The organism is Geodermatophilus sabuli (assembly GCF_900215145.1).
Taxonomy (GTDB): Bacteria; Actinomycetota; Actinomycetes; order Mycobacteriales; family Geodermatophilaceae; genus Geodermatophilus; species Geodermatophilus sabuli.
Map to the genome: position 1 here is coordinate 1 of NZ_OBDO01000003.1, position 12,034 is coordinate 12,034.

A 12,034-nucleotide genomic window follows, 5' to 3' on the forward strand; every position below is an offset into this window, starting at 1 on the left:
ACCGGGCGGGCGTGTGTGAACCGGGTCATCACCGACCTCGCCGTCATCGACGTCACCGCCGACGGCTTCACCCTGCGCGAGACCGCCCCCGGCGTCACCCCCCAGGAGGTCGCCGACAACACCGGCGCCCCCCTCACCATCCCCGCCGATGTCGGCGAGATGCAGCTGCCCGCCGCGGTCGCCTGACGGCGCGGTCCCCGGTGCCGGTCCCCGCGGGGACCGGCACCGGGACCGCGCCGGTGGCGGTGGCTCAGGAGGGCCGGTGGATCAGAAGGGGTAGGTGGGGAGGTCGCCGCGCAGCGTCACCCACTGGGTCTCGGTGAAGGCCTCGATGGTGGCCTGGGGGCCGCCGTGCCGAGAGCCGGTGCCCGACGCACCCACCCCGCCGAAGGGCGCCACCGCCTCGTCGTCGACCGTCTGGTCGTTGATGTGCACCAGGCCGGACGGGATCCGCTCGGCCAGCTGCAGGCCGGCGTAGACGTCGCGGGTCAGGATGCCCAGTGACAGCCCGTACTCCGTGCCGGCGGCCAGCTCGGCCACCTCGTCCAGGCTGGCGACCGGGGTGACGGGCGCGACCGGGCCGAAGATCTCCTCCCGGTACGCCGGGGCGTCGACCGGGACGTCGCCGAGCACCGTGGGCCGGTAGAACAGGCCCTCGTAGGTACCGCCGGTGCGCACCGTGGCGCCGGCCTCGACGCTGGCGGTCACCAGCCCGTGCACGCGGTCGCGCTGGCCGGCGTCGATGACCGGGCCGAGCGCCACCTGCTCGCGGAACGGGTCGCCGACCGGCAGCTTCTCGACCTTCTCGGTGAGGACGGCGGTGTACTCCTCGGCGATCGACTCGTGCACCAGGTGCCGGCTGGTGGCCATGCAGATCTGGCCGGAGTGGGAGAACGTGCCCCCCGCCCCGACGCCGGCCGCGGCGGTCACGTCGCCGTCCGGGAGCACGATCAACGCGGAGTTGCCGCCCAGCTCCAGGTGCGCGCGCTTGAGGTGCTGGCCCGCCAGGGACCCGACGGCCCGGCCGGCCCGGGTGGAACCGGTGAAGGCGATGACCCGCACCGCGGGCTCGACGACCAGCGCCTCGCCGACGTCGGCGCCGCCGGGCAGCACCTGGAGGACGCCGGCCGGCAGCCCGGCCTCCTCGAAGACCCGCGCGAACACCGCGCCCCCGCAGACGGCGGTGCGGGGGTCGGGCTTGAGGACCACCGCGTTGCCGAGGGCCAGCGCCGGGGCGATGGCCCGGATGGCCAGGATGGTCGGCACGTTGAACGGCGCGATCACCCCCACCACACCCGCGCCAGCCAGCCCTTGAGCTCCTCGGCGTCCGCCTCGAGGACCTCACCGGCCGGGCGCAGCACCCGCGCCCGCTCCTCGAACGGCGCCGCGGCCCACGCGCGCTGGGCCGCCACGGCCCGGACCGCAGCGGTGTGCACGTCCTCCGGCGTCGCCCTGCCCACCGGGGCGATGACGTCGCCCGTCGCCGGCTCCACCGCGTCGTAGGTGCCGCCGGACCCGTCGGTCCAGGCCCCCGTCCAGCAGTGCCATTCCCACGTCTCCGTCCCGGTTGCCCCTGCGACCCGACGATGAGGTCACTCGCGGGTAACCCACCGTCGCGGGGCCGCTGAGTGGCACGGCCCTGACCCTGTGTGCCGCGGCGCGCCGGCTCGTCCGCCCTCTCCTGGGCAGGGCCCCCGGGGGCTCCCCGCGTCCGGGTCGGGTCCGCTCGAGGGTCCGGCCGGTGTGCACGACCGGTTGTGGCCCCGCCTCGACAGCCGGTGGCCACCACGCCGCGCCCGCGGTGAACGGGCGGCGGACGGGTCCGCCGGGCGCCCGGCGGTCCTACCGTCTGGGACGTCGACGCCGCCGCATCGGCACCGGCACCCGGACCGGCCGTGCGGTGCCGCGGGACGCCCCCGCCCGCGGCACCGCCCGGTCACCGGCCCCGTCGGTGGACGGCGGTCAGGAGCCGCGCAGCTCCGCGAGGATCGGCCCGGCCACCTTGAACGCGTGGTTGGCCGCCGGCACGCCCGCATACACCGCCGCGTGCTGGATGCACTCGGCGATCTCGGCGTCGGTGAGCCCGTTGTTCACCGCGGCGCGCACGTGCAGGGCGAACTCGTCCCAGTGCCGCAGCGCGATGGTGATCGACAGCGTCATCAGGCTGCGGTCCCGACGGGCGAGCCCGGGCCGCTGCCAGATGTCGCCCCACGCCACCCGGGTGATGAAGTCCTGGAAGTCGGCGGTGAAGGGGGTCGTGCCGGCCACCGCCCGGTCGACCCACTCGTCGCCGAGCACCTGCCGGCGGGTGGCCATGCCGGCGTCCCGGCGGGCGTCGTCGGTGCTGGGCAGCTCGCTCATGGGGCTCCTCGGTCGGGGTGGGAGGGCAGCGCCGCGGTCGTCACGGCGTGCCCTCGGTGAGCGCGGCGTGCTCGCCGAGTGCGGCGTCGACCTGGGCGCCGGCCTCGCCGACGTCCGGTGCCGCGGCCGCCAGGACGGCGGCGGCATCGACGTCGGTGCGCGCGGCCACCACGTCGGCCAGCGACCGCCCGGTCTCCCGGGCCTCCCGGACGGCGGCGGACGCGGCGTCGTGCGCCGCCCCCTTGCCGAGGGTCGGGGTGAGCGCGTCGGCCAGCGCGCCGGCCAGCGGGCCCTCGGCGGCCGCGGCGGCGGTGCCGGCCATCCGGGCGACGTCGGGGCGCAGCCCGCGCAGGCTCTCGGCCAGCCAGGCCACGGCGGACCCGACGGTGGTGAGCAGGTCGGTCAGCGCCGGCCACTCGCTGTGCCAGGCGCCGGCGGCCCGCTCGTGCTCCTGCTCCATGGCCACCAGCAGCGTGGCCACCAGCCCGGGTGCACGGCGGGCGCAGGCGCGGGCGGAGATCGCCGCGACGGGGTTGCGCTTGTGCGGCATCGCGGACGAGCCGCCGCGCCCCTCCCCCACCTCGGCGGCCTCGGCGACCTCCGACTGCGCGAGCAGGACGACGTCGACGGCGACCGTGGCAACCACCCCGGCGGCGGCTCCCAGCGCCCCGGCGAGGTCGGCGATCGGCAGCCGGACGGTGTGCCAGGGGACGGCGGTGGTGGCCAGGCCCAGCTCCGCGGCCAGGGCCGCCCGCACGTCGACACCGGAGCCGTGGCTGGCCGCGAGCGTGCCGACCGCGCCGCCGTACTGCACGGGCAGCGACGCGACCACCTCGGCCAGCCGCAGGCGGGCGCCGTCCAGGCCGGCCAGCCAGCCGGCGGCCTTGAGCCCGAAGGTGGTCGGCAGCGCCTGCTGCATGAGCGTGCGGCCCATGACGACGTCGTCGCGGTGGGTGCCGGCCAGCGCGGCCGCCGTGTCGGCGGCGGCGGCCAGGTCGGCGTCGATCGTCGCGATGGCGTTGCGGGCCAGCAGCACGAGCGCGGTGTCGAGCACGTCCTGGCTGGTGCCGCCCACGTGGACGGCGACCGCGTCGCGCTCCCCCACCGCGTCCTGCACCGCCCGCACCAGCGGCGGCACCGGGTTGCCGGCGTCGGCGGCCCTCGCCACCACCGTGGCGAGGTCCAGCCGCGCGGGGTCGGCGCAGGCGGCGGTCACGGCGTCGGCGGCCGTCGCCGGCACCAGGCCGGTGCGCGCCGCGGCGCGGGCGAGCGCGGCCTCGACGTCGAGCAGCGCCCGGAACCAGGCGTCGTCGGAGACCGCGGCCGCCGCCGCGCCGCGGGCGAACGTGCCGGCGAACAGACCTGTCACGGGTCCTTCCTACCGTGACCGGTCACACCGCGAAGAAGACCGTCTCCCGCTCACCCTGCAGGTGCACGTCGAAGCGGTAGCCGTCCTCGGTGGGGGTGGCCAGCAGCGTGGCGCGCTGGTCCGCCGACAGCCCCTGCAGGACGACGTCCTCGGCGTTGGCCTCGGCCTCGTCGGCGAAGTAGATCCGCGTGACGACGCGGTCGAGCAGGCCGCGGGCGAAGACGCTGACGTCGATGTGCGGGGCCTGCAGGCCGCCCTCGCCGTCGGGCACCCGGCCGGGCTTGAGGGTGTGGATGCCGAACTCGCCCGGGGGGTCGATGGTCTGCACGCGGGCGTAGCCGCGGAAGCCGGGGTGCGACGACGCGCCCCGCGGGTCCTCCGGCGAGGGGAAGCCGCCGTCCGGGTCGGCCTGCCAGGTCTCCAGCATGGCGTCGGGGACGACGTCGCCGGCGCCGTCGAAGACCCGCCCGCGGATCCAGATGCCCCCCTCGGTGCCCTCGGCGGCGGCCCACTGACCGTCCGGCCAGGTCAGGCCGATCGCCAGGTAGGGCCCGACCGTCGCGCTCGGGGTGGTGCCCAGCCGCAGCGGGTCGGTGAGGAAGCCGGAGCCGCGCTGCCCCGAGCGCGGCTGGAAGGGCGTGGCCGGGTCTGCGGGCACGTCCAGCGGGTCGTACGTCACGCGACATCTCCGTCGTCGTCGGTCTCGAACGGGGTCTGGTCCGTGCCCCGGAGCACGATGTCCCACTGGAAGGCCAGGGCCCAGTTGTCCTGGGTCCGCTCGAGGTCGAACCGGCTGATCGCCCGGTGCCGCGCGGCCGCCGGGATGGCGTTGTAGATCGGGTCCTGGCCGAACAGCGGGTCGTCCGGGAAGTACATCTGGGTGACCAGGCGCTGGGTGAAGGCCCGGCCGAACAGGCTGAAGTGGATGTGCGCCGGGCGCCAGGCGTTGTGGTGGTTGCCCCAGGGGTAGGCGCCGGGCTTGATCGTGAGGAACTCGTACCGGCCGAGGCTGTCGGTGACCACGCGGCCCAGGCCGTCGAAGTGGGGGTCCAGCGGCGCGGGCCAGTTGTCGACGACGTGCCGGTAGCGGCCGGCCGCGTTGGCCTGCCACACCTCGACCAGGGCGTCCGGCACGGGGCGGCCGTCGCTGTCGAGGACCCGCCCGTGGACGAGGATCCGCTGGCCCACCGCCTCCCCGCCGTTGCGCCACGTCAGGTCGGTGTCCTGCTGTACGACCCGGTCCTCGCCGAGCACCGGGCCGGTGATCTCGGTGAGCCGGTGCGGCAGGTCGACGGGGGTGCGCAGCGGGGCGCGCAGTCCGGTGCTCTTGTAGTCGGGGAACCCGACGGGGGTGCGCAGCGAGGCGTCCTCGCGGAGGTAGCGCGGCAGCTGGAGCCGGCTGCCGGATGTGGTCCCGGTCATGGTGGGACGGTACGGCCGCCGGTCTAGGCTGCCCAAGCCGGGACTCCCGTCCAGTGGAAAGAGGTGCTCGTGGCCGGTGGGAGCGCGACGTCGGGGCGGTCGGTCACCTCCCGGGCGCTGGCCGTGCTCGACGCCTTCGACAGCAGCGCGCCCCGGCTGTCGCTGTCGGAGATCGCCGAGCGGTCGGGGACGCCGCTGTCGACCACGCACCGGCTGCTCGGCGAGCTCACCGAGTGGGGCGCGCTCGCCCGGCGGGCCGACGGCCGCTACGAGATCGGCCGCAAGCTGTGGGACCTCGGACTGCTCGCCCCGGTGCAGCTGGAGCTGCGGCAGGTCGCCGCCCCCTTCCTGCTCGACGTGCACACCGCCACCCGGGACACGGTGCACCTCGCCGTCCGCGAGGGCCGCTCCGCGCTCTACGTCGAGCGGATCTCCGGCCGCGAGTCGGTCCCGGTGGTCAGCCAGGTGGGCAGCCGGCTGCCGCTGCACGCCACCGGCGTGGGCAAGGTGCTGCTCGCCGCCGCCCCGGACGACGTCATCGAGGCCGTGCTGCGGGCACCGAGGCGGGCCACCCGGCACACCGTCGTCGACCCGGCGCGGCTGCGGCGCGAGCTCGGCGAGGTGCGCCGGCGCGGGTACGCGCGGACGGCGGAGGAGATGTCGCTGGGCACGCTGTCGGTCGCCGTCCCGGTCCGTGCCGAGCGGGGCGGGGACGCGGTCGTCGTCGCCGCGCTGGGCGTCGTCGCCCCCAGCCACCGCCGTGACCTCACCCGGCTGGTGCCGGTGCTCGAGGTGGCGGCGCGCGGCATCGGGCGCCAGCTGTCCCAGGTCCGCCACTTCCACTGACCGGGAGCGCGCGGTTCCCCTGGCGGCGTACCGCCGGTCACACTCGCCTCGTGCGTACTCAGGTGGGGATCATCGGAGCCGGCCCGGCCGGCCTGCTGCTGTCGCGGCTGCTGCACCTCCAGGGGATCGACTCCGTCGTCCTGGAGAACCGGTCGCGGGACTACGTGGAGGCCCGCATCCGGGCCGGGATCCTGGAGCAGCACACCGTCGACACGCTGACCGCCGCGGGCCTCGGCGACCGGCTGCAGCGGGAGGGCCTCGAGCACCGCGGCATCTACCTGCAGTACCCCGGTACCCGGCACAAGCTGGACTTCCCGGAGCTGTGCGGCCGCACGGTCTGGGTCTACGGCCAGACCGAGGTGACCAAGGACCTCATCGCGGCCCAGCTCGACGGCGGCCCGCCGCTGCTGTTCGAGGTCTCCGACGTCCGCCCCGAGGACGTCGACGGCGACAGCCCCCGGATCCGGTTCACCGACGCCGACGGCGTCGAGCAGGTCCTCGAGTGCGACGTCATCGCCGGCACCGACGGCTTCCACGGCCCCTCGCGTGCGGTCGTGCAGGGCGCAGCCGGGCGGGTCTGGGAGCGCACCTACCCCTACGCGTGGCTGGGCATCCTGGCCGACGCCGCACCCGCCACCGACGAGCTCATCTACGCCTGGCACCCCGAGGGGTTCGCGCTGTACTCCATGCGCTCGCCGTCGGTGTCCCGCCTGTACCTGCAGGTCGACCCCGCCGAGAAGATCGAGGACTGGTCCGACGACCGGATCTGGGAGAACCTCGCCACGCGGTTCGCCCTCGAGGGCTGGGAGCTCACCACCGGCACGATCACCGAGAAGTCGGTCCTGCCGATGCGCTCCTTCGTCAGCACCCCGATGCGCCGCGGGCGCCTCTTCCTCGCCGGGGACGCCGCGCACATCGTGCCGCCCACCGGCGCCAAGGGCCTCAACCTCGCCGTCGCCGACGTCACGCTGCTGGCGCAGGCGCTGGTGCGGCTGCTGCACGAGAAGCAGACGGACCTGGTCGACACCTACTCCGACCGCGCGCTGGCCCGGGTGTGGCGGTGCACCCACTTCTCCTGGTTCATGACCTCGATGCTGCACCGCTCCGGTGACGACTTCGATGCCGAGTTGCAGCTGTCCCAGCTGCGCCGGATCGCCGCCTCCGAGCCGGCCGCCCGCGAGCTCGCGGAGAACTACACCGGCCTGCCCCTGGACCTCTGAGCCCGCTTCCTATGCCTGGGAGGAGCCGGCGTCGAGCAGGGTGAGGACGGCGTCGGCGGTGCCCGGCGCCAGCGGCAGGTGCGGCAGGACACCGCCCAGCTCGTCGGGCTCCAGCCCCTCGGCCAGCAGCGCGGTCAGCAGCCGGTCGGCGTGCCGCGGGGCCACCGGCTCGGGCAGCCCCGTCTCCGCCAGCGCCGCCCGGGCGAGGAAGACCGCGCCCGAGGCGGCGAGGTCCTCCCGCGCCGGCACCGGCGCCGGGTCCGCGGCACCCCGGGTGAGCGCCTCGGCGGCGCGGACCAGCGACAGCGGCAAGCCCTCGGCCTCGACGTCCAGCAGCGGGACGTCGGCCAGCGCGGCGAGCACCAGGTGCTCGGCCTCGGTACGCAGCGGCGCCTCCCACTCCCCCGCGCGGACGACGCCGGCGAGGTCGCAGCCGTCCTCCCCGAGGTCGTCGAGCAGCTCGGCCCAGTCGCGGCGGCGGGTGGCCCGGGCCCGCTCGGCGGCGAGCACGCAGGTGGCCAGCACGAACGGCTCGATCACCTCGCGATCGAATCGGTCGGCGTAGACCACCCCGTCGGCGTCCACCGCGTTGAGCGCGTCGCGGAAGCTGCCCGGCCGCGCGTCCCCGAGGTCCAGGCGGCCGTCCTCCTCGCCGCTGAGCGGCAGCCCGCAGGCCATCCGGTCGGCGTTGGTCCCGCCGGTCTCCACCAGCCGGCCGCGCCGCCGCTCGTGGTGGCGCCGGTCGGAGATCCCGACGCACCAGGCGCAGGCCTCGGCGATCAGCGCGGGCACCCGTTCGCGCAACACCTCACGGGTCAGCTGGCCCATCCAGTCGACGTCGAACACGTCCCCCAGCGTCCTCTGCTGCGGTCGTCGACGCTCCCACGGGGCGACCGTGCGGCGCGGATCGGCGGGGGGCCCGGGCCGGCCCGTCGATCCACGCACACCGCGCGCAGGCGTCAGCCGAACAACTCGCCGAGGAACGACTGCTTGCGCTTGGAACCGTGCCCGTACGAGGGGTGCTTCTTCCCCTGCACCTGGCTGAGCACCTCGCCGACGACCGCGCCCAGCCCGCCGGTGGAGCCGGGGGCATGGCCCGACGTCCCGTAGCCGCCGGCGCCGTGCTCGGACGCCGCGTGCCCCGACCCGCCGGGGGACGACGGCTGCGGGGTTCCGCCGCCCGTCCCGGCCGACGGGCGGCCGTGCCACGCGGTCTCGGCGTCGACCAGGCGCTCGAGCTCGCCACGGTCGAGGAAGATGCCGCGGCAGTCCGTGCACTGGTCGACGTGCACGCCGTTGCGCTCGTAGGTGCGCATCGCGCCGTGACACTTCGGGCAGATCAGCTCCATGGCGGGGCAACGCGTGGCTGCCGGGGTCCGGTTCCCCGACCGTCGGCACCCCCGCCCGCGGGGGCGCCGACGCGCCACCGCCCCAGGGACTACCGGCCAGTAGCTCTTGTGGCATCGTCGGGGTCCCACCCTGCGAGACGGCGGAGCCGCCGTCAGGAGAGAGGTCCGATGCGGTTGCAGCTGTCCCCGGAGCTGGAGGCCTTCCGGGAGGAGATGCGGACGTTCTTCACCACCCAGATCCCGCAGGACATCCGCGACACCGTCGCGGCCCGGCGGCACGTGTCCAAGGAGCACTACGTCCGGACCCAGCGGATCCTCAACGCCGCCGGGCTGGCCGTGCCGCACTGGCCGGTGGAGTGGGGCGGCCGCGACTGGACCCCGCTGCAGCGCCACATCTGGCGTGAGGAGATGCAGCTGGCCAACGTGCCGGAGCCCCTGGCGTTCAACGCCAGCATGATCGGCCCGGTGCTGGCGGCCTTCGGCAACCAGGAGCAGAAGGAGCGGTTCCTGGCCAAGACGGCCAACCTCGACATCTGGTGGTGCCAGGGCTTCTCCGAGCCCGACGCCGGCTCCGACCTCGCCTCGCTGCGCACCCCCGCGGTCCGCGACGGCGACGACTGGGTGGTCAACGGCCAGAAGACGTGGACGACCCTGGGGCAGCACGCCGACTGGATCTTCTGCCTGGTGCGCACCGACCCGACCGCGGAGAAGCGCCAGCGCGGCATCTCCCTGCTGGTCTTCCCCATGGACTCCCCCGGGGTCACCCTGCGGCCGATCGAGCTGCTCGACGGCAGCTTCGAGGTCAACGAGGTCTTCTTCGAGGACGTCCGGGTGCCGGCGGAGAACCTGATCGGCGAGGAGAACCGCGGCTGGGACTACGCGAAGTTCCTCCTCGGCAACGAGCGCGTGGGGATCGCCCGGGTGGGCGCCACCAAGCGGCTGCTCGCCCAGGCCAAGGAGTACGCGCGGGCGACCACCGTCGACGGCCGGCCGCTGGCCGAGGACCCCCGCATGGCCGGTCGCATCGCGGAGGTGGAGAACGAGCTCCTCGCGCTCGAGCTCACCGCCCTGCGCGTGGTGGCCAACTCCGCCGACGGCCGGCCGCACCCGGCGTCGTCGGTGCTCAAGCTGCGCGGCTCGGAGCTGCAGCAGGCCGCGACCGAGCTGATCGTCGACATCGCCGGTCCGCTCTCGGTGGCCTCGTACGCCGAGGAGGGGTCCGACGTCCCCGACTGGGCACGGGTCGCGACGCCGGAGTACCTGAACTACCGCAAGGTCTCCATCTACGGAGGCTCCAACGAGGTGCAGCGCACCATCATCGCCGGCACGATCCTGGGGTTGTGAGGTAGCCGTGGACTTCGACTTCGACAGCGAGCAGAACGACCTCCGGGTGGCCGTGCGCGGCCTGCTGGAGCGGGCGTACGGCGACGCCGAACAGCGCCGGAAGGTCGTCGCACAGGACCCGGGCTTCGACGAGAAGACGTGGTCGCGCCTGGCGGAGATGGGCCTGCTCGGCCTGCCCTTCGCCGAGGAGGACGGCGGCATGGGCGCCGGGCCGCTCGAGGTGGCGATCGTCGCCGAGGAGGTCGGCCGGGTCCTGGCGCCGGAGCCGTTCGTCGAGGCGGTCGTCCTCGCCGGCGGCGTGGTGGCCGCGGTCGGCACCGCCGTCCAGCGCGCCGAGGTGCTCGGGCCGCTGGCCGAGGGCGCGAGCGTGCTCGCGTTCGCACACGCCGAGCCCGGCACCCGCTGGAGCCCGTCGGCGTCCGCGGTGACCGCGACACAGGACGGCGGCACGTGGCGGCTGACCGGCGTCAAGGAGCCGGTTCCCAACGGCGCGCGGGCCGACGTCCTCGTCGTGTCGGCGGTGACCGACGGCGCCACCGCGCTCTTCCTCGTCCGCGGTGACGCCGAGGGCCTCACCCGGACCGGCTACCGCACCCACGACGGCGGCCGCGCGGCGAACGTCCGGTTCGACGGCACCCCGGCCGAGCTGCTGGGCGAGGGCACCGGGGACCGCACCGCGGAGGTCGAGCAGATGCTGGCCGCCGCCCGCATCGCCTACAGCCACGAGGCCATCGGCGCGATGGACACCGCGCTGCGGACCACCGCCGAGTACCTCAAGACCCGCAAGCAGTTCGGGGTCACCCTGAACAGGTTCCAGGCGCTGACCTTCCGGGCCGCGGACATGTACATCGGCCTGGAGCTGGCCCGCAGCACCGCGCTGTGGGCGTCGATGGTCGCCGACGCCGGCGGGGACGTCGTCTCCGCCGCCGACCGCGCCCGGCTGCAGACCAGCCGCGCCGGCCGGCACATCGGCAAGGAGGCCATCCAGCTGCACGGCGGCATCGGCGTGACCGCGGAGTACAAGGTGGGGCACTACACCAGCCGGCTCACCGCCATCGACCACCTGCTCGGTGACGGCGACTGGGCGCTGGCCCGCCTGGCCTCGGGGGTCACCGCCTACGAGACGGTCGACCCGCTGGGCGCGCCCTACACCCCCTGAGCGGCTCCCCGAGAAGCAGCGGCCGGCGTCCCCACGTGGGGACGCCGGCCGCTGCCGTCTCCGGTCCGCAGGGGCGGGGATGGCCGTCTCCGCCCCTGGGGTCACTGCCCGAGCATCGCCAGGCGGAGCTCCTCGGCCTCGGCACGGACCCTGTCCATGACCGGGGGGACGGCGTCCTCCCGCAGCAGGCCGCGGGTGAGCCGCTCCATCGGGACCGCCTGGTGGTCCGCCACGGTGAGCCGGGCGGCCAGCTCCAGCGCGGCGCGCAGCAGGCCGGCGTCCCCGTCGGACAGGTCGTCGACGGCGGCCAGCGGGGCGACCATGCTGCGCGCGAAGCCCCACTGCTCCAGCGCCACCGCGGTCAGCCGGTAGGCGTGGATGCCGTAGCGGCGGACCTCCGCCGCGCGGCGTCCGGTGGCCGTCGGCTCGGCCGCGGACAGCTCGGCGTACCCCTCCTGGTCGTTGTGGTGCAGCAGCGCGACACCGAGCGGGGCGAGCAGCCCGAGGCACAGCGCGTCCTGTGGCCGCTCCCCGAAGCGGGGCGCGAGGGTGGAGGCGGCCAGCGCGACGCTGGTGCTCGTGCGCCAGAAGTCGGCGGGCAGCCGCGACTCGTCATCGAGGTCGGTGACCGCGACGGTCGCCATCGTGCGCACCGTGGTGAACCCGACGACGGTGACCGCGAACTGCAGCGAGGTCACCCGCCCGCGCATGCCGAAGTAGGCGGAGTTGGCCAGCTTCATCACCCGGCTGGCCAGCGCCACGTCAGCGGCGAGGATCTGGGCCAGCGCCGCGGCGCTGGTGTCGTCGGAGTTGGCCACCGACACGATCTGGGCCGCGACCGGCTTCTGCGCGGCCATGGTGTCGATGCTGGCGAGCACGCCCTCCAGGTCGAAGGTCGGCGCGGGGGCCAGGGTGGCGGGCACGGCGGCTCCCGGGGAGGTGAGGCGGGCGAGGGTCATCGGGC

Annotated in this window: 11 protein-coding genes and 2 pseudogenes; 5 read left to right on the forward strand and 8 right to left on the reverse strand. The window is 75.3% G+C overall.

The window, feature by feature from the left end; all coding sequences use genetic code 11:
• Nucleotides 1-186, forward strand: a pseudogene (locus CRP39_RS08155) (succinyl-CoA--3-ketoacid-CoA transferase); the annotation flags it as partial.
• Nucleotides 187-267: 81 nt separating this feature from the next.
• On the opposite strand, the pseudogene CRP39_RS08160 reads toward CRP39_RS08155, so the two are convergent.
• The 5 genes and pseudogenes from CRP39_RS08160 to pcaH all read right to left on the reverse strand — a co-directional run bounded on the left by CRP39_RS08160 (nt 268) and on the right by pcaH (nt 5,152).
• A pseudogene (locus CRP39_RS08160) lies at nt 268-1,493 on the reverse strand (aldehyde dehydrogenase family protein).
• 469 nt (nt 1,494-1,962) lie between these two features.
• On the reverse strand, nt 1,963-2,361 hold the full coding sequence (gene pcaC / locus CRP39_RS08165) for a 4-carboxymuconolactone decarboxylase (protein WP_097205897.1): 399 nt from the start codon (nt 2,359-2,361) through the stop codon (nt 1,963-1,965).
• Nucleotides 2,362-2,401: 40 nt separating this feature from the next.
• Complete coding sequence (gene pcaB / locus CRP39_RS08170) at nt 2,402-3,730, reverse strand: 3-carboxy-cis,cis-muconate cycloisomerase (protein ID WP_245853683.1); 1,329 nt, start codon at nt 3,728-3,730, stop codon at nt 2,402-2,404.
• 22 nt (nt 3,731-3,752) lie between these two features.
• The gene (gene pcaG, locus CRP39_RS08175) at nt 3,753-4,409 is read right to left on the reverse strand and encodes a protocatechuate 3,4-dioxygenase subunit alpha (protein ID WP_172442345.1); all 657 of its coding nucleotides are present in this window, start codon (nt 4,407-4,409) and stop codon (nt 3,753-3,755) included.
• Nucleotides 4,406-5,152 carry a protocatechuate 3,4-dioxygenase subunit beta gene (gene pcaH, locus CRP39_RS08180; RefSeq protein ID WP_097205898.1) on the reverse strand — a complete coding sequence of 249 codons (747 nt, stop codon included), beginning with the start codon at nt 5,150-5,152 and terminating at the stop codon, nt 4,406-4,408. Before pcaH ends, pcaG begins: the two co-directional genes overlap by 4 nt.
• A 69-nt stretch (nt 5,153-5,221) precedes the next feature.
• Here pcaH and CRP39_RS08185 point away from each other — a divergent pair, with 69 nt between their 5' ends.
• Nucleotides 5,222-5,998, forward strand: coding sequence for an IclR family transcriptional regulator (locus CRP39_RS08185; protein WP_097206278.1), 777 nt, complete (start codon nt 5,222-5,224; stop codon nt 5,996-5,998).
• 50 nt (nt 5,999-6,048) lie between these two features.
• A complete protein-coding gene (locus CRP39_RS08190) occupies nt 6,049-7,218 on the forward strand; it encodes a 4-hydroxybenzoate 3-monooxygenase (RefSeq protein ID WP_097205899.1) in 1,170 nt (389 codons plus the stop codon).
• Nucleotides 7,219-7,227: 9 nt separating this feature from the next.
• Here CRP39_RS08190 and CRP39_RS08195 read toward each other — a convergent pair whose 3' ends face one another.
• Nucleotides 7,228-8,064 (reverse strand): hypothetical protein, encoded by an 837-nt coding sequence (locus tag CRP39_RS08195; protein WP_097205900.1) that lies wholly within the window; start codon nt 8,062-8,064, stop codon nt 7,228-7,230.
• A 113-nt stretch (nt 8,065-8,177) separates the two neighbouring features.
• A complete protein-coding gene (locus tag CRP39_RS08200) occupies nt 8,178-8,567 on the reverse strand; it encodes a TFIIB-type zinc ribbon-containing protein (RefSeq protein WP_097205901.1) in 390 nt (129 codons plus the stop codon).
• 168 nt (nt 8,568-8,735) lie between these two features.
• On the opposite strand from CRP39_RS08200, the gene CRP39_RS08205 reads away from it, so the two are divergent.
• Together CRP39_RS08205 and CRP39_RS08210 are read left to right on the forward strand one after the other, a co-directional pair.
• Entirely contained in the window at nt 8,736-9,911 is a 1,176-nt protein-coding gene (locus CRP39_RS08205) for an acyl-CoA dehydrogenase family protein (RefSeq protein WP_097205902.1), read from the forward strand.
• Between the two features lie 7 nt (nt 9,912-9,918).
• Nucleotides 9,919-11,070: an acyl-CoA dehydrogenase family protein gene (locus tag CRP39_RS08210; protein WP_097205903.1), complete on the forward strand. Its 1,152-nt coding sequence runs from the start codon at nt 9,919-9,921 to the stop codon at nt 11,068-11,070.
• Between the two features lie 101 nt (nt 11,071-11,171).
• Here CRP39_RS08210 and CRP39_RS08215 read toward each other — a convergent pair whose 3' ends face one another.
• The gene (locus tag CRP39_RS08215; RefSeq protein ID WP_097206279.1) at nt 11,172-12,029 is read right to left on the reverse strand and encodes an HDOD domain-containing protein; all 858 of its coding nucleotides are present in this window, start codon (nt 12,027-12,029) and stop codon (nt 11,172-11,174) included.
• Between the last annotated feature and the right edge of the window lie 5 nt (nt 12,030-12,034).